This window comes from Novosphingobium flavum, assembly GCF_014230315.1.
In the GTDB taxonomy this organism is placed as follows: domain Bacteria; phylum Pseudomonadota; class Alphaproteobacteria; order Sphingomonadales; family Sphingomonadaceae; genus Novosphingobium; species Novosphingobium flavum.
This window is the reverse complement of sequence record NZ_JACLAW010000005.1, coordinates 133,381-158,312: the sequence shown is the minus strand read 5'-3', so window position 1 is coordinate 158,312 and position 24,932 is coordinate 133,381. Positions and strand designations below refer to the sequence as shown.

Annotated in this window: 17 protein-coding genes; 11 read left to right on the top strand and 6 right to left on the bottom strand. The window is 66.9% G+C overall.

Annotation, left to right across the window (positions count from 1 at the left end; translation table 11 throughout):
• Position 1: 1 nt before the first annotated feature.
• Genes H7F51_RS07790 through H7F51_RS07775 form a run of 4 tightly spaced genes read left to right on the top strand, consistent with a single transcriptional unit; the run spans position 2 to position 5,854 of the window.
• Positions 2-2,386, top strand: coding sequence for a 2-hydroxyacyl-CoA dehydratase family protein (locus H7F51_RS07790; protein WP_221774057.1), 2,385 nt, complete (start codon positions 2-4; stop codon positions 2,384-2,386).
• On the top strand, positions 2,383-3,558 hold the full coding sequence (locus H7F51_RS07785) for a CaiB/BaiF CoA transferase family protein (RefSeq protein ID WP_185663679.1): 1,176 nt from the start codon (positions 2,383-2,385) through the stop codon (positions 3,556-3,558). Before H7F51_RS07790 ends, H7F51_RS07785 begins: the two co-directional genes overlap by 4 nt.
• Entirely contained in the window at positions 3,555-4,739 is a 1,185-nt protein-coding gene (locus tag H7F51_RS07780) for a CaiB/BaiF CoA transferase family protein (RefSeq protein WP_185663678.1), read from the top strand. Before H7F51_RS07785 ends, H7F51_RS07780 begins: the two co-directional genes overlap by 4 nt.
• 2 nt (positions 4,740-4,741) lie before the next feature.
• A complete protein-coding gene (locus H7F51_RS07775) occupies positions 4,742-5,854 on the top strand; it encodes a CapA family protein (RefSeq protein ID WP_185663677.1) in 1,113 nt (370 codons plus the stop codon).
• 48 nt (positions 5,855-5,902) lie between these two features.
• Here H7F51_RS07775 and H7F51_RS07770 read toward each other — a convergent pair whose 3' ends face one another.
• From H7F51_RS07770 to H7F51_RS07745, 6 genes are read right to left on the bottom strand one after another with little or no spacing between them, the layout of a single operon-like run.
• Positions 5,903-7,309, bottom strand: coding sequence for a sulfatase-like hydrolase/transferase (locus H7F51_RS07770; RefSeq protein WP_185663676.1), 1,407 nt, complete (start codon positions 7,307-7,309; stop codon positions 5,903-5,905).
• Between the two features lie 26 nt (positions 7,310-7,335).
• Positions 7,336-7,977, bottom strand: coding sequence for a maleylacetoacetate isomerase (gene maiA / locus H7F51_RS07765; RefSeq protein WP_185663675.1), 642 nt, complete (start codon positions 7,975-7,977; stop codon positions 7,336-7,338).
• Entirely contained in the window at positions 7,970-8,668 is a 699-nt protein-coding gene (locus tag H7F51_RS07760) for a fumarylacetoacetate hydrolase family protein (RefSeq protein ID WP_185663674.1), read from the bottom strand. The genes maiA and H7F51_RS07760 overlap by 8 nt, the downstream gene beginning before the upstream one ends.
• Positions 8,665-9,741, bottom strand: a complete 1,077-nt coding sequence (gene gtdA / locus H7F51_RS07755; RefSeq protein ID WP_221774056.1) for a gentisate 1,2-dioxygenase — start codon at positions 9,739-9,741, stop codon at positions 8,665-8,667. The genes H7F51_RS07760 and gtdA overlap by 4 nt, the downstream gene beginning before the upstream one ends.
• Positions 9,735-11,444, bottom strand: a complete 1,710-nt coding sequence (locus tag H7F51_RS07750; protein ID WP_185663673.1) for a glycoside hydrolase family 3 protein — start codon at positions 11,442-11,444, stop codon at positions 9,735-9,737. The genes gtdA and H7F51_RS07750 overlap by 7 nt, the downstream gene beginning before the upstream one ends.
• Before the next feature lie 57 nt (positions 11,445-11,501).
• Positions 11,502-13,988, bottom strand: a complete 2,487-nt coding sequence (locus H7F51_RS07745; RefSeq protein WP_185663672.1) for a TonB-dependent receptor — start codon at positions 13,986-13,988, stop codon at positions 11,502-11,504.
• A 285-nt stretch (positions 13,989-14,273) separates the two neighbouring features.
• Here H7F51_RS07745 and H7F51_RS07740 point away from each other — a divergent pair, with 285 nt between their 5' ends.
• The 7 genes from H7F51_RS07740 (at position 14,274) to H7F51_RS07710 (ending at position 24,914) form a co-directional block, all read left to right on the top strand.
• The gene (locus tag H7F51_RS07740) at positions 14,274-15,602 is read left to right on the top strand and encodes a spinster family MFS transporter (protein WP_246447983.1); all 1,329 of its coding nucleotides are present in this window, start codon (positions 14,274-14,276) and stop codon (positions 15,600-15,602) included.
• 69 nt (positions 15,603-15,671) lie between these two features.
• Entirely contained in the window at positions 15,672-16,703 is a 1,032-nt protein-coding gene (locus H7F51_RS07735) for a LacI family DNA-binding transcriptional regulator (RefSeq protein ID WP_185663671.1), read from the top strand.
• A 138-nt stretch (positions 16,704-16,841) separates the two neighbouring features.
• Positions 16,842-18,638 carry an arylsulfatase gene (locus H7F51_RS07730; protein WP_343061245.1) on the top strand — a complete coding sequence of 599 codons (1,797 nt, stop codon included), beginning with the start codon at positions 16,842-16,844 and terminating at the stop codon, positions 18,636-18,638.
• A 16-nt stretch (positions 18,639-18,654) separates the two neighbouring features.
• The gene (locus H7F51_RS07725; protein WP_185663670.1) at positions 18,655-20,259 is read left to right on the top strand and encodes a sulfatase; all 1,605 of its coding nucleotides are present in this window, start codon (positions 18,655-18,657) and stop codon (positions 20,257-20,259) included.
• A 68-nt stretch (positions 20,260-20,327) separates the two neighbouring features.
• The gene (locus H7F51_RS07720) at positions 20,328-22,241 is read left to right on the top strand and encodes a sulfatase-like hydrolase/transferase (protein WP_185663669.1); all 1,914 of its coding nucleotides are present in this window, start codon (positions 20,328-20,330) and stop codon (positions 22,239-22,241) included.
• A gap of 16 nt (positions 22,242-22,257) precedes the next feature.
• A complete protein-coding gene (locus H7F51_RS07715; protein WP_185663668.1) occupies positions 22,258-23,988 on the top strand; it encodes a sulfatase family protein in 1,731 nt (576 codons plus the stop codon).
• Positions 23,985-24,914, top strand: coding sequence for a formylglycine-generating enzyme family protein (locus H7F51_RS07710; protein WP_425491014.1), 930 nt, complete (start codon positions 23,985-23,987; stop codon positions 24,912-24,914). Before H7F51_RS07715 ends, H7F51_RS07710 begins: the two co-directional genes overlap by 4 nt.
• Positions 24,915-24,932: the final 18 nt, after the last annotated feature.

Here is a 24,932-nt window from a genome sequence, read left to right as displayed (position 1 = left end):
CATGGAGCGGGACGCATCGGCCATGGACCTCTTCGCCCGCGCCTTCGCCGATCCGGAGGGCGAGGTCGCCCGCGCGATCGCCTCCGGGCGCCGGGTCATCCGCACCCTCGGCATTGACGCGCCCCGCGCGCGGCTGATCGCGGCCGGGTTCCAGCCGGTCCGCCTCGTCGCCCCGCGCCTTGCCGCCACCCCCCGCGCCGATGCGATCATGGGCGCGGCGGAAATGGGCCTGCGCGGGCGCCGCTTGCTCGAAGCCCTGCTCGCCCCGGCCTTTCCCGACGTTCCGGTCGTGATCACCCAGGCCGACATCGAACAGCCGCAGATCTTCGCTGCCCTGCGCGAACTGGCGCGCCTGGGCGAGCGGGCGGCGCGCAACGTCCATTTCCTCGACCTGCTCCACCTGCCCCGTCCGGCTTCCGCTGCCTACAACGCCGCGCGTCTCGCCGAACTGGATCGCTGGCTGGTGGCCCAAGGTGGCATCCTGCCCGGCGAAGCCGCTCTCGCGGCCAGCGAAGACCTGCTCGCGCGCCAACGGCAACTGCGCGCCTACCTGCAGATCGCCCGCGAACAGGGCCGCCTTTCCGGCAGCGATGCCCTCGCCATTGCCGGGGCCTGCGCCGTCCTTCCGCCCGAGGAAGCCAACGCCGCGCTCGAAGCCCTGCTCCCGGCCCTGCCCGCCCCCGTGAACGGCAAGCGCGTGATCGTTTGCGGCACCGCCCACGAGGGCGATGAGCTGTACCGCGCCATCGAGGATGCCGGCGCCCGCATCGTCGCCGACCATCACGGCTGGGGCCTGATCCCGGCAGACAGGCCCGCCCGCGTCGCCGCGCCTCATGCCGGGGCAGAGACCGTGGCCGCCAATGCCGCCCGCCTCGCGGCCGATCTCGTCCTCCACCTCTCGCTCGACGGGGATGAGGCCGCGCCGTGGGACAAGGCTGCCCTGCTCCGCGCCCTCCCCGCCTCCACGCCCTTCGCCGCCCTGCGCTGCGCCTCCGCGCCGGACGAGGCCACCCGCGCCCGGATCGTCGCCCTGCTCTCCGGCGAGCCTGAGCAACCCGCCGCGCCCACACCGCCCGAGGACCGCCCCGCCGCCCCGGCCCGCCCGCACGAACAGGGCCGCAGCCGCAAGTCGCTCGAATCCGTCGCCGGCTTCACCGCCTACAATCGCGAATGGTTCGCCTCGGTCCGCCGCGCCGTGGCCGAAGGCTCGCCCTTCGCCGTGGTCAACGCCAATGCCCCGCAGGAAATCCTGCGCGCGATGGACGTGCCGTTCGTGGTCAACCAGTGGTGGGCCTCGATCGTCGCCGCCAAGCAGCAGTCGCGCCGCTACCAGTCGCTCCTGCGCGCGCGCGGCTATCCCGCCGATGTCGAGGCCTACAGCGCGCAAGGCCTCGCCGCCGCTTTCGACGATGACGCCGAAACCGCCCCGTGGGGCGGCCTGCCCAGGCCCGATTTCGTCCACGCCGTCGCCTCGTCCGACCCCACGCTCAAGCTGTTCGAGCAATGGGCGGACGAGACCGGCGCGGACTGCTTCGTCTACGAACGCACCGTCGACCCCCGCCCCGATCTCTATGCCGATTGGTGGGCCCAGCTCCCGGGCAACTGGGAAGAAGCGGTCGAACCCTGCCGGGTCGACCTGATGGTCGCCGAAATGCGCGAGGTGATCGCCCGGATCGAGGCGAAGACCGGACGCACCTTCTCGCCCGAGCGTTTTGCCGAGGTCATGGCCCTCGTCAACGAGCAGGAGGACTATTACCGCAAGACCCGCGATCTCGTGGCACGCACCGTGCCCGCCCCGATCGGCGTGGTCGATTCCATGCCCGCCACCATGGTCCCGCAATGGCATCGCGGCACGGTCTGGGCACGCGATGCGGCCAAGGCGTTCTACGAAGAGGTGCGGGCCCGCGCCGAAGCCGGCCTCGCCGCCTGCCCCGGCGAACGCGTCCGCCTGATGTGGGTCGGCCGGGGCCTGTGGAGCGAGATGGGCTTTTACCAGAAGTGGGAAGAAAGCCACGGCGCGGTCTTCGTCTGGTCGATGTATCTCGCCCTCGCCGCCGATGGCTACCTGCGCGACCTGTCGGGCGGGAAGGACCCCTTGCGCGCCCTCGCCAGCCGGGTCGTCTGCATGGGCGACGAACTGAGGATGCCCACCTGGGCCGGGCCGTGGCATGTGCACGAGGCGCAGACCCATTGCATTGACGGTGCAGTGGCGTTGCAGGACGCCGATCCCTTCGTCGTCCGGGCGCTCCGCGAAGCCGGAATTCCGGTCCTCGAACTCACGGCCGACAACTTCAACCGCGAAGGCGAGGACGCCGCCGCGATCGAGGCGGCCATCACCGCCTTCATCGAAGGGTCGGCCACGGAACGTGCGAGATCACGTCAATGACCGCTCTTAACGACCTGAAGATAATAGACTTCTCACGCTTTCTGCCCGGCGCCTATCCTTCGTGGATCGCCGCCGACATGGGCGCCGAAGTGATCCGCATCGAACACCCCCGCGAACTCGCCAAGCAGCAGGCCATGTTCGGCGACCACGCTGAAGGCAACCGTGACCGCGCCCGCCCCACCTACCACCGGAACAAGCGCAGCCTCCTCATCAATCCCGGCAGCCCTGCCGCCCGTCCCGTCCTCGAAAAGCTGCTCGCCTCGGCCGACGTGCTGATCGAGGACTATCGTCCCGGCACAATGGAAACAATGGGTTACGGCGCAGAGCGAATGCAGGCCCTCAACCCGTCACTCATCTATCTCTCCGTCAGTTTCGCCGGCCAGACCGGTCCCCTGGCGGCACAAGCCGGCCACGATCCCCTCGCCCTCTCCCTCGCCGGAGCCCTCTCCCGCCTGAACGGCCTGCCCACCCCCTCGCTCCCCGGCCTGCAGGTGGCCGACGTCCTCGCCGGCGCTCACGCCACGATCGCCCTGCTCCTCGCCCTGCAGGCCCGCGAACGCACCGGGCGCGGCCAGCACGTCGATGTCGCCATGACCGATGCCGCCATGCCGCTGCTGCTCGTCGGCATGGGCCGGACCGACGATCTCTCCCGCCTCCCCCCGCTCGGGCAATGGCATCCCAAGGGCGGTGTGTGGCTCTGTGCCGACGGCGGCTTCATTTGCACGACCGACATGGAACCGGCCTACTGGGCGCGCTTCTGCGCCGCGATGGGCCGCCCGGACTATACCGCGCTCCAGCACGACAAGGCGCGCCATCCCGCCATGCAGGCCGATCTCGCGGCGCTGTTCCGCACCCGTCCGCGCGACGAATGGGCCGCCCTGCTGGCCACTGCGGGATGCCAGGCCATGCCGGTCCTTTCCCCGGATGAAGCCCTCGCCCACCCCCAAAACCGCGCCCGCCACATGGTGCAGGACGTCCCCCTTCCGGAAGGTGGCGATCCCGTCCGCCAGCTCGGCCTGCCCTTCGTCTTTTCGGAGACCAAGCCCGTCGATCCGGTCCCAGCCGGAGCGCCCGGTGCCGACAATGCCGCGATCCTTGCCGAACTCGGCTTCAACCCGGCCGAGCTGGAAGCGGCCGGCGCCTTCTCTGCCGAACGGAGCGCCACGCAATGAACCCCCTCGCCGGAATCCGGGTGCTCGATTTCACCCATGCCATCGCCGGCCCGACCTGCACCCAGATGCTCCAGCAACTGGGTGCCGAGATCACCAAGGTCGAACCCCCGGAAAAGGGTGACGACTTTCGCCACTATACCGAACACGCCGGCCTGCCCGGCTTGTCGGTTCCCTTCGCCTCGGCCAATTTCGGCAAGCGCTCGGTCACGCTCAACCTCAAGAGCGATGCGGGCCTTGCCATCGCACGGAAACTCGCCGCCAAGGCCGATATCGTGGTCGAAAACTACCGCCCGGGCGTGATCGCGCGGCTCGGTCTCGGCTACGACAGCCTCGCCGCCGAAAACCCGCGCCTGATCATGCTCTCGCTGTCCGGCTTCGGCCAGACCGGCCCACTACGCGACTGGGGCGCCTACGATCACATCGCCCAGGCCGTTTCCGGCATGGCGATGATGAACGGCACGGCCGTGGCGCCCTACAAGATCGGCATCCCGGTGGTCGATTGCTTCACCGGCTACCTCGGCGTCATCGCCGTCCTCGCCGCCCTGCGCGAGCGCGACCTGACGGGAACGGGCAAGGCGCTTGACGTCGCTATGCTCGATGCGGCGATCAAGCTGATGGGCGCCGCCGCCAGCCTCTTCGACTATACCGGCACGGCCCCGACCGGCACCGGCAACCGCGGCTTCCGCCTCGTCGCCACCTCCGAATATTATCCCTGCGCCGATGGCTGGATCGCGCTCGGCGCCAATCACCAGCACCAGATTGCGGCCATGCTGGCAGTCTTCGGCCACGGCGAACTGCTGGATGACCCGCGTTTTGCCACTCACGCCGCCCGGGTCGAGAACTACGATGCGCTGAAGGCCTGGCTGACGGACTTCCTTAGCCGCGAAAGCGCCGAGGATCTCGAAACCCGCCTCACCGCCGCCGGAGTCCCCGCCGCCATGCTCCGCAACGTCGGCCAGATCCTGCGCCATCCGCACCTTGCCGGGCGCGGCTTCGTCCGGCAGGCCAGCCTCCCGGGCCGCGAAAACCCTCTCGCCGTACTCGGCCCCGGCTTCGCGACCGATCCGGCCGAAGCCCTGCCGCAGGTTCCCACGCTCGGCGCCGATACCGACGCCGTCCTCGCCGAACTGGGCTACGATGCAGCAACCATCACTGCCCTGCGCGCCGAAAAGGCAATCTGACCATGGGCGCGACCGAAATCCTCCTGCTCGGTGACCTGATCCTCGACGTGCCCGAGCCCGATCACTGGCTCGCCGGGATCGCCCCGCTAACCCGCGCCGCCGACGTCGTCATCGGCCACCTCGAAGTCCCCCACACCACCAGTCTCGACGAGATGCACGGCGATGTCCCCGCCCCCGGTGCCGAGCCCAGCCACCTCGGCGCCCTCGCCCGCGCCGGGATCACCGCCGTCTCGCTGGCCGGCAACCACATGATGGACTGCGGCGCGCAGGGCCTCGCCGACACGATCACCGGGCTCGATCGCAACCGCATCGCCCATGCCGGGGCGGGCATGACCCTGACCGAAGCCCGCGAACCGGCGCTGATCCGGGCCGGTATGCGGACCATTGCCCTCCTCAGCTACAACGCGGTCGGCCCCGAACTATGCTGGGCCGCCCCGGACAGGCCCGGCGTCGCCTTCGTCAATGTCCTCGCCGAAGACGGCGGCCCAAGCCGCCCGCAGGCCACCCTGCGCGAGATCGACTCCGCCTCGCTCGCCGCGATGGAGGCCGATATCGCGGCGGCCAGAAGCCGCGCCGATCTGATCATCGTCGCCCTGCACAAGGGGATCACTCACCGCCCGGCGGAACTCGCCGCCTACGAGCGCCCGCTGGCCGCGGCAGCGATCCGCGCCGGGGCAGACGTCGTTTCCGGCCATCACGCCCACATCGCCCGCGGGATCGAACTGGTAGATGGCAAGCCGGTCTTTCACGGCCTCGGCAACGGCTGCGTCGTCACTCACGCCCTCTCCCCCGCGCAGGATCACCCGGCCCGCGCCGAGTGGGCGGAGCGCCGCAAGAAGATGTTCGGTTTCGAGCCCGACCCGGCCTACCCGCTCGCCCCGTTCCACCCCGAGGCCGTCAACGGCATGATCGGCCGCCTCGTCTGGCACGAGGACGGGCGTATCGAAGCAGGCTTCATCCCCCTCTGGTTCGAGCCGCCCGGCCGCCCCGTCCCGGCCGGGTCGCGGGCGGCCGAGATTGCCGGATACATTGCCGGGATCGGCGCAAAGGCCGGCCTGCCCCCGGTCGAATACGAGGCCCGCGGCATCGCCTATTCCGTCCGCCCCGCCAGCTGACGCGGGGCAGCCATGCGCTTGCCCTGACGAAGCCCGGCCCCCGGTAATTCAGTCGACGTCGCGCGGCACGATGCCGCACCCGGCGATGATCGGGTCCTGCCCGGCCACCTTCGGTTCCTGCCCTTTGCACCAGGGGAAGCGCGCCGGATCGAGCGGGCCATCGTTCTGGCGGTCCAGCTCGGCCTGCAAGTGCTGGCGGTGCTTGCGTTCGGCCGCAGTCATGGCTTCGGGCGCGATCTCCGTTTCCGCATCGTGCGCCAGGTCGAGCGAGACGTAGCGCCCGTCGCCATAGAGCTTGCGGGTCTGGTCGAAAACAAAGCGCGTCGGGGCAAACAGCCAGACCGGCGCGTAGTGCTGGAAGATGACCGGGCGCGCGCTTTGCGCCTTGCCCAGCGCGACCTGCCACTGGCTGACCCCGTCGATCCCGCTCACGCGGGGCAGCCGCGCCGCCTCGGCCATGGTCGGCAAAACGTCGAGGAAATCGAACAAGCCCGCCTTGCGGACGCCTGCCGGCACCACGCCCGGCCAGCGGATGACCATCGGCACATGGGTTCCGGTCAGCGTCGGCGCGCCCTTGCCGCCGCGCACTTCGGCGCCGTTGCGGACCGAGACGATCTGCCGGTTCGTGCCGTTGTCGGCCGAGAACACGATCAGCGTATTGTCCTCGATGCCGGCGGCGCGAACCTTGTCGAGCACCTGCCCGACCATCTTGTCCATATAGGCCATCATCGCGCCGAAGCGCGGCTTCGCGCCCTTGATCGTCACCGCGTCGGGCGTCGGCACGAAGGGATCGTGCACCAGCACCATCGGATAATAGAGGAAGAACGGCCGGTCCTTGTTCTGCTCGATGAACGAAAGCGCGAAATCGCTCATTACATCAGGGCCAAACCCCTCCTCGTGAACTTGGGGCTTGCCGTTGGTCCACAGGGTCGGGCCCCAATAGCGCGATCCTTTCTGGGTTCCCGCGCGCAGTTGCCACAACAGCGCAGAATCGAACCCTGCGGCCTGCGGGGTGATGCCCACCCGGTCATCGAAGCCGTTGCCGCTGAGCTGCCACTTGCCGACAATGGCCGTGGCATAGCCGGCATCACGAAACAGGTTGCCGAAAGTGCGCTCCTTCGGATCGAGATAGCCGAAGGCCTGGTAGTTCTGCCCGTTCTCCCGCGCGGTCATCAGCCGGGTGCGGCTGGGCGAGCAGAGCGGCGTGGAAAAGGCATTGTCGAAGGTCACCCCTTCCGCCGCCAGTCGGGCCACGTTGGGCGTGGCATATTCGCCGCCATAGGGGCGGAAGGCTTCCACCCCCACGTCATCGGCAAGGATCATGATGACATTGGGTGGCCGCGAGGGAGCAGGCGCCGTAACCGGAGCGGCGGGCCGCGCCCCGGCAAAGACCGGCTGCCCCAAGGCGAGCCCGGCCAGCGCCGCGGCGATCAGGCTGCGTCGAATTGTCCTCACCCTGCCATCCTCCCGATCCTGCATCTCTATTCCACGGCGTCGCCCTGCGCGTCCGGGCGCGCTCGCTGGAAAGCCGGCAAGGCGAGGCAGTTGGCCTCGATCTCGGCAAGGCGCGGCCAGTCCGTCCGGGCTCCGAACCGCCGGGCATTGGCAAGCTGCGGCACCAGGCAGACGTCGGCCAGCGTCACGGCATCGCCGAAGCAATAGGGCCCGCCCTGATCGGCGATGAGGCGCGAACAGGCCTCCAGCCCGGTGTCGATCACGCTGCGCGCCCATTCGTTCACGCCCTCGGCATCGATCCCCAGAGCGCGCAGATGCCGCAGCGTGCCGAGGTTCTGCAGCGGGTGAATCTCGCAGGCGATCGCGAGGACGAAGGCCCGCACGCGGGCCCGCTCGAACGGATCGGCGGGCAACAGCGGCGGGACAGGCTGGATCTCGTCAAGATATTCGCAGATGGCCAGGCTCTGCGTCAGCACGCCGCCCGCGGTTTCGAGCGCCGGCACCAGCCCTTGCGGATTGAGCGAAAGATAGGCTGGCGCCTTCTGCGCGTCCTTGCGCAGGTTATGGAACGCATCACGATAGGAAATGCCCTTCAGGCCAAGCGCAATCCGCACCCGGTAGCTGGCCGAGCTGCGGAAGAACCCGTGAAGGACAAGCTCCTCAGTCATGCGCCAGCGGCCCCACCGTAACCGTGAGGTCCGACAGCCCGGCAATGCTGACCACGATCACGTCGCCGCTGACCACCGCGCCCACGCCCGCCGGGGTGCCCGTATAGATCAGGTCGCCCGGCTCAAGCCGGTATCCCTGCGAGACATAGGCGATCACGTCTTCGACCGGCCAGATCAGTTCGTCGAGATCCGCATCCTGCTTGACCTCGCCGTTCACCGTCAGGCGGATCGAACCCGTGGAGAGGTGCCCCACTTCGCTGACCGGATGGATGGCGCCGAGCGGCGAGGACTGCTCCACGTTCTTGCCGGTATCCCACGGACGGCCCTTGTCGCGCGCCTCGAACTGGAGATCGCGGCGGGTCATGTCGAGCCCGGTGGCATAGCCCCAGACGTGATCAAGCGCGTCCTCGCGCGCGATATTGCGCCCGCCCTTGCCGACGGCCACGACCAGTTCGGCCTCGTACTGGAAATTGGCGGTCAGCGGCGGATAGGCGATGGTCGAACCGCTGGGGACGACGGTCTCGGCCCACTTGGTGAAGTAGAACGGCGCTTCGCGGTCCGGGTCCTTGCCCATTTCGCGGGCGTGCGCCGCATAGTTGCGGCCGATGCAGAACAGGCGGCGGACCGGGAACTCCCGCCCGTCGGTCGTGGCAGCAAGAACGGGGGCCTGGGGCGCGAAGTCGAGGGTCAAAGGTTTTGCTCCCGATAGAGGTTCAGGGCCTGCTGCGAGGCCTTGTCGGAATAGGCGAAAAGAACAAGCTCGCTGCGGGCCCGCAAGGTCAGCGCAGTCCACGAAGGCACAACCACCACGTCGCGCGGAGCGAGCGCGATCGTCTCGTCCCCCAGCAGCGCCTCGCCCTCGCCGCCGACGACCACGAAGACCGTGCCGTCGGTCGAGCGGCGGGGCTTCGTCTCGAAGCCGGCGGGCAATAGGCGAACGTGGGCCGAGATCGTGGCCATGATCGGGCCGCCGTCCGCCGGGTTGAGGAATTCCAGCGCGTGACCGAGGTAGGGGTCGATCTGAGCGCTGGATGCCATGGCCGCAAGCGCGGTGCGCCATTCGGCATGGCGATAGTGAAACAGCGGTCGGTTCACCGGCCGCCGGTCGGCAACGCTGCCCCGGATCGGTCGCATGTTGTGGCCATAGCGCGCCAGCGTATCACCGGCGCCGACCGTCTCGGGATGAGAACTGGCGCCCAGATTCTCTGCGAAACCGGCATCGAACAGGCGCACGGTCGGGATGTCGAGGCCATCGAGCCAGATCATCGGCTGATCGGAAGGGTTGCCGTGGTCATGCCACTGCCCGCCGGGGGTCAGCACGAGGTCGAACGGCTCCATCACCGCCTTCTCGCCATCCAGCGCGGTATAGGCGCCGCTTCCTTCCAGCACGAAGCGCAGGGCGCTCTGGCTGTGGCGGTGGCACGGGGCAACCTCGCCCGGCAGGATCAGTTGCAGACCGGCATAGAGGCTCTGCGTGATCCCGCTCGACCCCGGCAGGCCGGGATTTTCCATGATCAGCACTCTGCGCTCGGCCTGCTCCGCGCTGATCAGGTCGCCCGCGCACATCAGGTAATCGCGCACCTCGCCGTATGACCAGCGCCACGGCAGGGCGGGCGAACGCGGTTCGCGCGGCACCAGCGCGTGCAGGCTTTCCCACAGCGGCAGCAGACTGCGCGGCGCCATGTCCTGATAGAGGCGCTCAAGCTGCGGGCGCTGCTCGTTGGGCATGTCGGCAACCGGCGCTGCGGGAGCAGGGCCTACCATTTGAGCTGCTCCCGCCCGCAGAACGCATCGACCGGGCTCTTGCCGGTGAACGGCACGTCGCCGACGAGGCGGCGGACCACCTCTTCCTGGCATTCGGCCAGCGAATTGTAGGCGTTGATCGCGGTGGTGCAGGTCGGCGCGTCGAACAGGTAATAGGGCTGGCCGAACGACACCAGCGCGGTCGGGATCTCGCGGAACGACTGGGTCATCGCCTTGCGCGTGCCGTCGTGCAGCTTGGCCAGGTCAAGGAAGATGCGCGAGGCCGTGGGCGTCGCTTCCTGCCCGACCAGATAGAGCACCAGATCGGTGTCCTCGCGGGTCGGCTGATTGTCGCGGTCATACATGCGAACCTCGAAGCCGCGCGCGCCCAGGGCTGAAATCGCCGGAGCGAGGCTGCGTTCCAGCGCGCCCGAGAAGAAGCTCCACCCCTCCTCCGCGATGACGACAACGCGGCGATGGCGCTGTGGATCGATCGGCAGCAGGTTAGCCGTGTCCTTGACCAGCGTCACCCCCTTGCCCAGCGCATCGCGCGCCGTGGCAAGGCTCTGCGGCGTCCGCAGCTTCGTCCGCACGGTTTCGAGATCGGGCAGGCGCTCGTCGATGGACCTGACATGCAGCCCCAGCGCCGCCTTCAGGCTGAGCACGCGGGTCGCCGCCTCGTAGAGCCGCCGCTCGGACAGGCGTCCTTCGCGCAGGCCCTTCATCATCAGGCCCACGTCGCGCGCCGGGTTGCGGCTGAACAGGAACATGTCGCAGCCGTTCTCGATAACTTCGGGAACGACCTCTTCGCGCTCGGTCCAGCTGGTCAGCCCGCCCATGCCGGTGGCGTCGGAAACGATCAGGCCCTTGAACCCCAGTTCCCCGCGCAGCAGGTCTTCATTGAGCAAACGCGAAACCGTGGCCGGACGAAACGCCTCACGCCCGGCGTCCGGCAACTTCGAACGCACATAGGCCGGCAAGGCGATATGCGCGGACATGATGGTCATCACGCCATCATCGATGAGGGTCTGGTAAATCCGTCCGAAGATCGAACGCCAGGCATCCATGTCGAGCGGGTTGACCGTGGTGACGAGATGCTGATCGCGCTCATCGAAACCGTCGCCCGGCCAGTGCTTGGCGCAGGCCGCCATACCTTCGGATTGCAGCGTCCCGACATAGGCCCTCGCCTGAGCCAGGACCGTGTCCGGGTCCGAGCCGTAGGAGCGCGTCCCGACGATGGCGCTGCGGAATTCGGCGTTGACGTCGACCACCGGGGTGAAGGACCAGTCGTAACCCAGCGCCCGGCTCTCTTGCGCCACGATGCGTGCCAGTTGCACACTCGTTGCAAGGTCGTTGCAGGCGGCGAAGCCCATCTGGTTCGGCACGGCCGTGGCAAAAGCATAGCTGATAGTGCCGCCCTCGATGTCGCCGCTGATCAGCGGCGGAACTTCGGAGCGTTCGAGAATGGCGCGCGTGGTCTGCACTGCAGCAGCAAGGTCGCGGGTCGGGAAGCGATGGATCGCACCCGGCTTCAGCGCGAGAATGGCGGAGGTTTCATCCTCGCTGTCGGTCTCGGTGGCGAAATTGAACAATTGCGCGACCAGGTCCTCGACGCAGAGGCCATCGCGGGTCCGCTCGACCCAGGCCAGCGCCTCGGCATCGAGCGCCAGCGGAGATCGCGCATCAAGTCCGGTATCAGTGGTCGGCAGGCTGCGCGTGGACATGTCTTGGATCTCGAAAAGGTGCCGGCGCGCGAAAATGCGCGCCGGCAGGGGGAAGGATCAGAAGCGGAAGCCCAGCGTCGCGCCGAAGTACCGGTCGGCGTCCTTGTTGTAGGTACCGACCAGATCGTACGGGTTGTCGATCGTGCTCAGCAGCGAGTTGTGGCCGAGGCTGGTCAGGTAATGTTCGTTGAACAGGTTCTTGACGAACAGGCTGACGCTGTACCGCTTGTCGGCCGTCGCAAATCCGACACTGGCATCAACGATGACATAGGCCGGTTGCACGGCGAGCGGATCCTGCTCGGCCGTGAAGTTCTGCGCGCTGGTAAAGTTGGCGGAAGCCTGGACGAACGCATCGACGCCGCCGAGCGGGAATTCGTAGCGCGGCGAAACGCTGATGCGCCAGTCCGGGCTGGCCTGAAGCGGCCGGTCCCGCAGGTTCTGCTGGGGGGTGATCGCCCTCCGCTGCGCGTCAGTCAGGGCATCGATCTGGGCCTGGGTGGTCACGCCGGCAGGCGCCACGCGGTAGCAGGTGTTTACCGGGTTGGTGAGCAGCACGGGCGCGGCAAGCTGCTGCTGGATCGCACAGTTCAGGCCGTCGATGTTGATGCGCGACTTGGAGTAGGTGACCGCCGCATTGACCGTGAAGCCATCCGTGGGACGCAATGTCGCTTCAATTTCAAAGCCCTGCGTGCGCGAGGAGCCGGCGTTGGTCGTGACGAACTGGATAACCCCGGTCGTCGCGTTAGAGCGGTTCGCCTGAACCTGAAGGTCGGTGTAGTCGGCCCGGAAGATGGCCGCGGCCACGCTCAGGCTGCCGTCGGACGTACGGCCCTTGAAGCCGATTTCATAGGCGTTGACGTGCTCGGGGCGAACGGCCTTCTGGTTTTCGAGGTCGGCGCCGATTTCCATTTCGAAGCCCAGCCCCTTGTAGCCCCGGGTGTACGAGGCATAGACTTGGGCATTGCGGTTGAATTCATACTGCAACCCGGCCTTGCCGGTGATGGCCCGGTCGCTTGCCTTGTAATGCGTCTTTGCCGACTCGAGGACGGTCGTGTTGCCGGGAAAGTTCGCGTCGCCCGCAACATAGTTCGTGCCGGACAGGCGGTACCCGGTGTTGATGCCCTGCTCCACCTGGGCACGCACGCCGCCGATAGCCCGCAGGCCGCCAACGATCCGGTAGTCGGCCTGCCCGAACAGCGCCACGCTGTCCTGCTTGAGCCTGATGTCGCTGCGCGCAGACTGCCAGACGGTGCTGGCCGTAGCGCAGGGCTGACCGATCGTTCCGGCCGTGCACCGCGCCCGGCGCCGGTCGAACGGACGATCGATGAAGCTGTGCATGAAGTAAGCGCCGACAACGTAGTTCAGGTCGCTCTTGCCGTTGTTTGAAATGCGCAGTTCCTGGCTGACCGCCTTCATGTCGACCTGGCCGTGGTTCTGGTTCCAGAACGCATAGGCTTGCGGCTGGCCGGTTCCATCCACACCGACGTAAAGCGGCACGGCCGTATTGATCCGGTCGATCGGCTGGTTAACGTCGAGCGTGTAGTGCTGATAGGCGGAAATCGAGGTGATGGTGGACCCGCCCAGATCCAGCGAACCCGTCAACGAATAGGTTTCCGAGGTCGAGTTGGCGTAAGTGTCGGAATCTTCGTTGATGGTGCGGTTGCTGGTGCTGGCAGTGATCGGCCCGACCAGCTGCTGCAGAACCGGATTGACGATCGACACCATGGTCGATCCGCAGCAGAGGGCATCGGTCTTGCGATATTCAGCGGCGGCGAGGAAATTGAGGTTTTCGGTCGCATCCCAATCCAGCTTGCCGCGAATGCCCCAGCCCTTCGAACCGTTGACCCAGCGCCTGGTCCCGATGTTGTAGGTCGTGCCCTGAACATTGCTGTAAAAGCCGCTGAGGCTTGCGCGCAGGGTATCGGAAAGCGGGCCGGAAACAGCACCCTTGGCGCGGTACTCGTTATGCTCGGCAATCGTCACGTCGCCGCGCGCCTCGAACGTGTTCGACGGACGCGCCGTCGTCACGCTGATCACGCCGGCAGAGGCATTCTTGCCGAACAGCGTACCTTGCGGGCCGCGCAGGACTTCCACGCGCTCCACATCGGCGAGTTCGGAGAACCCCTGGGCAGAACGCACCGCCACAACCCCGTCCACCACGACGGACACCGAGGATTCGACACCCTGGCCGAACAGGGCCGTGCCGACGCCGCGAATGCGGAAGCTGGTGTTGGTGGGGTTCGCGCCCTGCTGATAGCTGAGCGACGGGATCGCCGCGACCAGGGAGTTGGTATCGTTGATCTGGCGGTTCCTGAGCGAGTCCGCAGTGACTGCCGTAACCGCGAGGGGAACGTCCTGCAGACGCTCGGCGCGCTTTTGCGCGGTCACCACGATATCCCCGCTGTCAGCCGGTGCCGCCTCTTCGGCAGCCTGCGCTTCGGGGGCCGCAGGCGCAGCATCCTGCGCGAAAGCGGGGGCGACGAAGCCGGTCAGCGCCAAGGCGGAAACTGACAGCAATACCGACGGAATACGGTGACGAACCATGACGATGCCCTCTCCTGATTGCCCGCCGGCCTTGGACCGGACGTGACAGATTTTCCTGATGCGCAGCCCACCGGCCCAAACCGATTGCGTGATCCACGCCCTTTAGAAAGCAGGGCCGGCGGCGATCTTCTTTAGCGCTAAACCTGCATTGAACCGGAGTCAACAGGGAACTTTAGCGCTAATACATCGCCTCCATGCCAGGATCCTGCTTGGTTGACAGAGCCCGGCGTTCTGCATAAGTTTAGCGTTAAAACGCCACAAGGCAATGATACGGGAGCAGGATGAATGGCACCGCCGCCAAAAATGCAGGATCACGACGACGCGGCCGCCTGGCCCCCGGCGAGCACGGCTTGGTCGGTCGCGTTCATGCTGATGCTCGCCAATACGCTTGCCTTTGTCGACCGTCAGGCGTTGGCCCTGCTGGTCCAGCCGATCAAGCAGGACCTGCAGGTCAGCGATACGGCGATGAGCCTGCTGTACGGCCTCAGCTTCACCCTGTTCTACGTGCTCGTAGGAATTCCGGTGGCCCGGATCGCCGACCGCTCGAACCGGCGCAACATCGTGGGCGCGGCCGTGTTCGTCTGGAGCATCGCCACGGCGCTGTGCGGCCTCGCGCGCAACTTTCCCACGCTGTTCGCCGCGCGCATCGCGGTCGGCGCCGGCGAAGGCGGGCTGGGTCCTGCATCCTACTCGCTGCTGTCCGACTATTTCCGCAAGGAACGCCTGCCCGCCGCGATGGGGCTTTACCAGATGGGGATCTATTCCGGCGGTGCGCTGGCCCTGGTCCTTGGCGGCGTTATCGCGACCCACATCCCCCCGACCTCGTCAGTGGTCCTGCCCATGGTCGGCAGCATCAAGGGCTGGCAAATTGTGTTCCTGATGCTTGGAATTCCGGGCGTCCTGCTCTCAGGCCTGCTGCTGGCGATCCCGGAACCAGCTCGCAAGGGCACGAGCGGAGAAGCGGTCAGCGTGCCGCTGAGGACCCTGTTCGCTCACCTCGGCAAGCATTGGCAGGCCTACATCGGCATCGGCATCGGCTTCGCGCTGATGATCCTCGTCGGCAATGCGACCGGCGCATGGATCCCGGCGTTTCTTGAGCGCAAGTTCGGCATGACCACGGCAGAGATCGGCGCCAGCTATGGCCCGATCGTTTTCGTCTGCGGCGTCTCCGGCACGCTTGTCGGCGGGTTTTTCGCCAGCTTCCTGCGGCAGCGCGGATTTCGGTTCGGCAACCTCCAGGCCGCGCTGATCGGCTTTGTCGCACTCATCCCCATTACCATCGCCTTCCCGCTGGTCGCCTCGAGCGCGCTGGCGCTGGCACTGATCGGCGCGATGAACTTCTTCGCCGGTTTCAACTTCGGCGGGGGCCTTGCAGCCTTGCAGGAGATCACCCCCAACCGGATGCGCGCGCTGGTTTCGGCGGGCTACATGCTGCTCATCAACCTGATCGGCGCGGCCGGCGGTCCACTGGCGATTGCACTGATCACGGATTACTGGTTCGCAGACCCCGCCATGCTGCCACAGGCCATTGCGATGGTCTGCGCCATCGCCTCGCCGCTATCGGTGGCCTTTCTGCTGCTTGGCCTGAAAGGCTATGCTAAGGGTCTGGGGTAAGGGCCTGGGCCAAGGACCCGCCCGAAACCCGGGACAAGCGAACTCTAACAGGACGGAACCGGAATACTGATGTCACGCGGGGGACGAAGGAGCAGTCAGGCAGTCACCATCCAGACCGTGGCGGAACGCGCCGGCGTGTCGATGATGACCGTCTCGAACGTCCTCAACAATCGCCGCAACGTGCGCGAACAGACCCGCGAGGCCGTCCTCGAGGCGGTGCGAGAACTGGGGTACAAGCCAAACCTCGCCGCCCGTTCGTTGGCCAGCGCGGCGGCCGTCCGGATCGGATTGCTGTGCGGCATGGGCGAGAGCGGGTTTCTCAGTTCCGTCCTTGTCGGCGCGGTGGATGAAAGCAGCGAGCGCGGGGCCCAGTTGATCATCCGGCGCTACACCGGCCACGATGTCGATGCCATGCTCGAACTGGTCGACGAGCTGGCCCAACTGGGCGCCGGCGCGATGATCGCGCCCCCACCCTTCTGCGAAGCGCTCAGCCGGCGCGATCTGCCGATCCCGATGGTCGGCATCTGCTCGGGCGACGAGTTGTCCTCGACCCCGACCGTGCGGATCGACGACCGCGCCGCGGCCAAGGCGATGACCGCCTACCTTGTCTCGCTCGGTCACCGGAGGATCGGATTCATCCGCATGGACCCAGCGCTGCACGCGGGCCGAACCCGCTATGAAGGCTATTGCGAGGCATTGGCCGAGGCCGGGATCGCGATTGACCAGAGCATCGTGGCCCAGGGCAGCTACACGTTCGATTCCGGACTGGTGGCGGCACAGCAATTGCTGTCCTTGCCGCAACGCCCGACCGCGATCTTCGCCGGAAACGACGACATGGCAGCGGCAGTCGTCTCGCTCGCTCACCGCATGGGCATGGATATTCCCGGTGAGCTGTCCGTGGCCGGTTTCGACGACGGGCCGGTTGCGGTCAAGATCTGGCCGAGATTGACCACCATCCGGCAGCCCGTTTCGGCCATGTCGGCCGAGGCCATGCGACACGCCGTGGAAATCGCGCAAGGCGCGCGCGAGGCGGATCAGGAAGCCACCTACTTCGATTTCGAACTCGTCATCCGCGATTCCACTGCCCCGCCAAAAGCATGATGGAACAAGCCCGAACGCACAGCGGACGGCCATCCTTTCGCAGATTTAATTTAGCGCTAAATTTTTTGCTTGACTCTGAGGCGCTCCAGCCGGATTTCACTTCAAACAGAAGCGTATCGACGCATATGGGACGAGGTGGTGAAGGTGCGAGCACCCAACAGGAAAACTGCGACCGCTTTGCTGGCCGGGCTGGCGTCGATCGCCTTCATGCCGAGCGTACAGGCCGCCCCGGCGCCAGCTGACCAGCGCCCCAACATCGTGCTGATCGTGCTGGACGATGTCGGCTTTTCCGACCTTGGCGCGTTCGGTTCGGAGATCCGCACGCCGGCGATCGACGCCATCGCGGCAGGCGGGCTGCGCTACAATCATTTCGACACCAAGGCGGTCTGCTCCCCCACCCGCGCGGCGCTGCTCACCGGGCGCAATCCGCAGACCATCCGCATGGCCGACCTGCCCGCCATGAAGCTCAACCCGGCGGACCTGACGCGGGACCGGGGCGAACTGCCGCAGAACGCCCAGACCATTGCCCAGGTGCTGGGCCGCGCGGGTTACGCTACGTCCGGCTTCGGCAAATGGCACCTTGCCCCCGAGAGCGAGGACGGCACGCCCGGGCACAATGCGTCATGGCCACGGCAGCGCGGATTCGACCAGTTCTACGGCTTCTTCCTGGGCTGGACCGACCAGTATCACCCCAACCTGATCGAAGGAAACCGCCGCATTCCGGCGCCGGAGACGCCGGGCTACCACTTCTCGGTCGACATCACCAACCGCGCCATTGCCGCCCTCACGCCGAAGGCAGGCCAGCCGCGCAAGCCCGCCTTCGTCTATCTCGCCTATGGCGCGGGTCATTCGCCGATCCAGGTGCCGCGCCCTTACATCGACGCCTACAACGGGATGTACCTGAAGGGGTGGGACAAGCTGCGCGAAGACCGCCTAACCCGGCAGAAAGCGCTGGGCATCGTCCCTGCAAACACCCTGCTTCCGCCGCGCAACCCCGGCGACCGCGCCTGGGCCGACCTTACGCAAACCGAGCAGGCCGTCTTCGCCCGTTTCATGCAGGTCTACGCCGGCTTCCTGACTCATACCGACGAGCAGATCGCCCGCGTCGTCGCCCATCTCAAGGCCACCGGCCAGTATGACAACACGCTGCTCATCGTGATGTCCGACAACGGCGCGGCATCGGAGGCGGGCCAGAAGGGCTCGTTCGAGAAGATGTACCGCCCCAACACGCTCACCCCCGAACAGATGCTGGCCCGGATCGACGAACTGGGTACCGACAAGACCCAGTCCGAATACCAGCGCCCCTGGGCCATGGCCGGGGTCACACCGCTGCGCCGCTACAAGGTCTGGCCCTATCTCGGCGGCGTTCGCACGCCCCTGATCGTCAGTTGGCCCAAGGGCATCCGCGACCATGGCGCGATCCGCAAGCAATACGTCGATGTGGTGGACCTCGCCCCGACCCTGGCCGACGCGGCCCGAACCGGCTTTCCCGCCGCCGTCTCCGGTCGCAAGGAAATCCCCGTCGCGGGCAAGTCGATCCGCGCCAGCTTCTCTTCCGCCGCCGCCCCGAGCGCGCGTACCAAGCAGTATTTCGAGCTGCGCGGCAACCGCGCGATCACGCAGGGCAAGTGGCGCGCGGTGGCGATGCACCAGCAGATGGCAGACTTCGCGGCCGACAAGTGGGAGCTGTTCGATACCGAAGCCGACTTCTCGGAAAGCACCGACCTTTCGGCCAAGTACCCCGCCAGGCTGGCGGAACTGAAGCGCCTGTGGTGGAGCGAGGCGCGCAAATACAGCACCCCGGCCCTGGCCGAAGCGCCCGAGGCCTTCCGCCTGCGCGAGCGCTTTGACGACGCCCCGGACCGCGTTCCGCTCCCCGCGCATCTTGCGCCGCCGCCCGAGCCCACTGCTGCTACGTCCAGTCAGCCGAGGTAAGCGGAGCGACCCGATCATGACCAGCATCCGTCCCTACCTCCGCTCGGCCACCGTCGCCGCTGGCCTCGCGCTGGCGCTGGCCGCACCCTTGACTCCGGCACTGGCGGGCGAGGCCGTCCCGCCCTCTTCCGCCCACCCCGCCCCCGAACCGCAGCAGCAGCGCCCTCGCAACGTGCTGCTTATCATCGCGGACGACCTGGCGCCGCGCCTTGGCACATATGGTGCGCCGGTGCGCACGCCCAACATCGATGCCTTCGCCCGCAGCGGCGTGCAGTTCCAGCGCGCCTATACCCAGTTTCCCTGGTGCGGGCCGAGCCGCGCCTCGTTCCTCACCGGAACCCGGCCGGATACAACGCGGGTGATGGATCTCAACACCCCGTTCCGGCGCGCCCTGCCGGATATCCGGACCCTGCCCGAATATTTCCGCACCAACGGCTATTTCACCGGGCGGATCGGCAAGATCTTCCATCAAGGCGTGCCGAATGACATCGGCACCGGCGGGCCCGACGATCCGCCATCGTGGACCACCGTGGTCAACCCGCGCGGGCGCGACCGGGATGCCGAGGACGGCAAGCTCAAGAACAACACGCCAGGCATTCCCTATGGTTCGGCCATGGCCTGGCTCGACGACGACGGCGCCGACGCCGAACAGACCGACGGCAAGGTCGCCTCAGCCGCGATCGACATGCTGCGCGCCAATGCGGGCAAGGACCGCCCGTTCTTCATCGCGGTGGGCTTCTATCGCCCGCACGTGCCGCTGGTTGCGCCGAAGAAATACTTCGCGCCCTACCCCGTCGGGAAAATGAAGATCGCGGCCGAAACACCAGCCTCGCTCGCCGCGGTGCCCGACTATACCAAGGCGTGGAAGCCCGACAATTTCGGGATGAGCGCCCGCCAGCAGCAGGAGATCGTCCGCGCCTATTCGGCCTCCACCAGCTTCATGGACGCGCAGGTCGGCCGGGTTCTGGCCGAACTGAAGCGGCTGGGGCGGGACAAGGACACGGTCGTGGTGTTCACCAGCGACCACGGCTACCTGCTGGGCGAACACGGGCAATGGATGAAGAATATCCTGTGGGACGAAGCCGACCGCGTGCCGCTGATCATCCGCGCGCCGGGCGTGACCGCCGCCAATGCCCGCTCCCCGCGCACGGTCGAGATGCTCGACCTCTACCCGACGCTGACCGAACTGGCGGGACTGCCCCATTACCAGCGCAACGAAGGGCGCAGCCTCGTGCCGCTGCTGAGGCAGCCCGCGGCCAAGTGGGATCACGCGGCGCTGACCCAGATCCGCGGCGGCCGCAGCGTGCGGACCGAACGCTGGCGCTATACCGAATGGGAAGAAGGCCGGTTGGGCGCGGAGCTCTACGACCACGACGCCGATCCGAAGGAGCACAGCAACCTTGCCGCAGATCCGCGCTACGCCAGCGTGGTTGCCGAACTGAAGGCCAAGTTGCCCAAGGGGCCGGTTGAGAGGCGCACTCCGCCGCTGAACTACGACCCGGTCCATGCCTGCCTCGCCGGTTTTCCCGGCGCCGCGCGGCCGGCCGGCGGGGCTGCTCCGGCCGCAGGCGGCGGCGAAGGTGGCGGCGGCCTGAAAGCCTGCGAACGGCTCGATCCCTGAGCCTCGCATCGACCAAGGATGACCGGCCCGGAGCGCCAGACGGCGAACGGGCGCGGGAGGAGAAGACAATGACCGATCGTTCCCGTTCCGGGCTTTCCCGCCGCACCGTGCTTTCCGGCATGGCCGGGCTGGCTGCCGCGCAGTCCGTGGCCGCCCGCGCCGCCACGGCGAGGGAACGTCCGAACATCCTCTGGCTGGTGAGCGAGGACAACAATCCCTACATCGGCGCCTATGGCGACAGGATCGCCCATACGCCGAACATCGACGCCCTGGCCAAGCGCGGAATTCTTTACCGCAACGTCTATTCCAACGCCCCGGTCTGCGCGCCGACGCGCTTCACCATCCTGACCGGAGTCCACTCCCAATCCGCCGCGCCCGCCAACCACATGCGCGCCAATGCCAAGGCCTTCGGCATTCTCCCGACCTATCCCGAAGAGATGCGCAAGGCGGGCTACTACTGCACCAACAACGCCAAGACCGACTACAACTGCGACGTCGATCCCAAGCGGGTCTGGGACGACAGCGGCAAGGCGGCCCACTACAAGAACCGCCCGGCGGGCAAGCCATTCATGGCCGTGTTCAACACCGAAACCACCCATGAAAGCCGTATGTTCGTCGTCACCGAAGGCAAGGTGAAACCAGAGGACGTGCGCGTTCCGGCCTATTTGCCCGACACGCCGGAAATCCGCCGGGACTATGCCAGCTATTACAACCTGATGGAGCGGATGGACGGCGAAATCGGCGCGCGGCTGGCCGAACTGGAGGCCGCCGGCCTCGCCGACGACACCATCGTGTTCTACTATTCCGACAATGGCGGCGTGCTGCCCCGCTCGAAGCGCTATTGCACGGACGAGGGCCTGCGCTGCGGCATGGTGGTCCATTTCCCGCCAAAGTGGGCTCACCTCGCCCCGGCCTCGATGGGCTCCGCCATCGAGGCGCCGGTCAGCTACGTCGATCTTGCCCCCACGGTGCTTTCGCTCGCCGGGGCGCCGATTCCGGCCGCCATGCAGGGCAAGGCGCTCGCCGGCGCCGGCGCCACAGGACCGCAGCGCTATGCCTTCGGGATGCGCAACCGGATGGACGAGCGCTATGATTTCGTGCGCACCGTCACCGACGGGCGCTATCGCTACATCCGCAACTACATGCCCTTCCTGCCGCTAGTGCAGAACCAGGGCTTTTCCTGGCTGATGAAGAGCTACCAGAACTGGGACGAACTTCACCGCGCCGGCAAGCTGAACGCAGTACAAAGACGCGCGTTCGAGCCACGTTCCTACGAGGAATTCTACGACCTCAAGGCCGATCCTGACGGCATTGACAACCGCATCGCAGACGCTGCCCTCGCGCCCCGCATCGCCGCCATGCGCGCGGCGCTGGATGCGGAGATGCTGCGGGTGAACGACAACGGCTTCATCCCCGAAAGCTCGCCGCTGGAGGGCTATGTTCCCAGCCGCGCCAAGGGGGTCTATCCGCTGCGCCGCGCGATGGCGCTGGGTCAGGCCGCGGCGCGGCGTGACCCGCGAAAACTGGCGCTTTTCCGGGCTTCGCTGGCCGACCGCAACGAGGTGATCCGCTACTGGGGGGCCCTCGGCCTGCTCATGCTGGACAAGGCCGCCGCGCCTGCCGCCGGGCAGCTGGCCGGCCTGATGCGGAGCGATCCTTCGGGCCCGGTCCGCGTGGTCGCGGCCGAGGCATTGGCGGGGCTTGGGCGCAGCGAGGAAAGCGTTTCCGTCCTTGCCGCCCTGCTAGAAAGCGGCAGCCAGCCGATCCCGGTTCGCCTGCAGGCGCTGAATGCGCTGACCCGTCTTGGTCCGCTTGCAAGGCCCGCGCTTCCTGCGCTGCGGGCCGCTGCAACGGTACTGAACGAGTATCTGCCCAATGCGGCGAACTATGCGATCCAGCAGCTTGAGGGGACTTACGATCCGCGCAAGCCGATCTTCGACTATGAAGGCCTGATGCGCAGCGTTGGCCGGATAAATGGCTGAAATAAAAGGAACTACCATGCCCGCCATTCGCCAGATCGCGCTCGCCGGAGCTGCCGTCATCGCCGCGCTCGGCCAGCCTTTGGCCGCCGCCGACAAGCCCGCCAAGCCGGAATACAACGGCACTGCAACGCCGCTGCAACGGCCCCGCAATGTCATCTTCATCCTGCTTGACGACCTGCGCTTCGACGGGATGGGCTTCCTCCAGCCCGGCCTCAAGACTCCCAACATCGACAAGCTGGCCAAGGGAGGGACCTACTTCCCCAACACCGTCACCACCTCCTCGCTCTGCTCCCCCAGCCGGGCGACGATCCTGACCGGGATGACCGCGCGCAACCACGGCATCGTCGACAACAACAATTCGTCGGAAGAAGGGCTGACCTTCTTCCCGCGCTATCTCCAGCAGGCCGGTTACCAGACCGCCTTCATGGGCAAGTGGCACATGGGCAACGACACCGATGCCCCCCGCCCCGGCTTCGACAAGTGGATCAGCTTCAAGGGGCAGGGCCACTACTATCCAACGACCGACCTGCCCCCGGCGGCGATCGCGGCGGGCAAGGTCAACCAGCTCAACGTCGACGGCAAGGAAGTGCCGCAGAAGGGCTACATCACCGACGAGCTGACCGACTATGCGCTGAACTGGCTGGACAAGGAGCGCGATGCGAAGAAGCCCTTCTTCCTCTACCTCAGCCACAAGGCAGTCCATTCCGACCCGCTGCCGCCGCCGCGCTATGCCCATCAGTACGACGGGGTGGATTTCAGGATTCCCGCCAGCGCCGCGAATACGCCGGAGAACTACGCGGGTAAGCCGATGTGGGTCTTCAACCAGCGCAACACCTGGCACGGCATCGACTTCTTCTACAATTCCGACATGAAGATGACCGAGTACCTGCGCTACTACTACGCCACCCTTTCGGCGGTGGACGACAGCGTGGGCCGGATCATGGCCTGGCTGAAGAAGAACAACATGGAGAAGGACACGCTGGTCGTGTTCACCGCCGACAACGGCTTCCAGATCGGCGACCATGGCCTGATCGACAAGCGCACCGCCTATGAGCCGTCGGTGCGGGTGCCGATGGTGATGTACGAGCCGGGCACGGTTCCGGCTGGCACGGTCAACACCGGGCTGCTGCGGGTGCTGGACTATGCCCCGACCTTCCTCGACATGGCCGGCGCGCCGCGCCCGCCGCAGTTCGAGGGCAAGAGCGCCTGGCCGCTGATCAACGGAACGGTGAAGGCGGCGGACTGGAAAGCGCCGGACTTCATCTATGAATATTACTGGGAATGGAGTTTCCCGATGACGCCCGGCACCTTTGCGATCCGGCGCGGGAATCTCAAGTATATCCAGTATTATGGCATCTACGACCGCGACGAGCTTTACGACCTGTCGAAAGACCCGGACGAGATGCGCAACCTGATCGACGATCCGGCCTACGTGGAGAGCAAGGTCGAGCTGCGCAAGGCGCTCTATGCCCAGCTGGCCGACCGCAACGGCCGCCACGTGATCCCCTATACCGAGCGGGATTCGCGCGGGATCGTGCGGCGCAATCGCGCCGGGACGGGCGCGGCGCCCTTCCCCGACGACTGGCTGGTGGAACCCAACCGGGCCGACCGGCTTGACGATCTTCGCCCTGACAGCCGGGCCAAGAACGAAGCTCACGCCGCGGGCCGATCACTGATCAATGCGCCGGTGCTGGGCCAGGGCAGCAATGTCGTGCCCGCCCAAGAGGGAGCTGCGCCCGGCAAATGAGCCAGCCTGACCAACCCGGCATGCGCTGGATAGCCGGCGGCGAGTTCACGATGGGTTCGCTCGCCTTCTATCCCGAGGAGGCCCCCCTCGCCCGGGTCAAGGTGGCCGGCTTCTGGATCGACGAGACGCCGGTGACCAACCGCCAGTTCGCCGCCTTCGTGGCGGCGACCGGGCACGTGACCGTGGCCGAGATTGCGCCCGATCCGAAGGACTATCCCGGAATGCTGCCGGGGATGGACCGGGCCGGATCGCTGGTCTTCCGCAAGAGTGCGGTGCCGGTGGGGACCGACGATCCCTCGCGCTGGTGGGAATTCTCCTTCGGGGCGGACTGGCGCCATCCCCATGGGCCGGATTCCTCGCTCGATGGGCTGGAGGATCACCCGGTGGTCCACATCGCGTGGAGCGACGCGGCGGCCTATGCCAGGTGGGCGGGCAAGGACCTGCCGACCGAGGCCGAGTGGGAGTTCGCCGCGCGCGGCGGGCTGGAAGGCAAGGACTATGCCTGGGGCGACGAACTGGCACCGGGCGGGGCGATGATGGCCAATTACTGGCAGGGCCTGTTCCCATTCGCCAACACGCTGGCCGATGGGTGGGAGCGGACCTCGCCGGTCAGGACCTATCCGGCCAACGGATATGGGCTGTACGACATGATCGCCAACGTCTGGGAATGGACCCAGGACTGGTGGCAGGAGAACCGCAAGAAGGGATCGGACTGCTGCGTGGTGGCCAACCCGCGCGGCGGCAAGCTCAAGGAGAGCTTCGATCCGGCCCAGCCGCAAGTGCGGATCGGACGCAAGGTGATCAAGGGCGGATCGCACCTTTGCGCCGAGAACTACTGCCAGCGCTATCGCCCGGCCGCGCGCCACCCCGAGATGATCGACACTTCGACCAGCCACATCGGCTTTCGCTGCGTGAAGCGCGGCTAGAACAACAGGACGGGACAC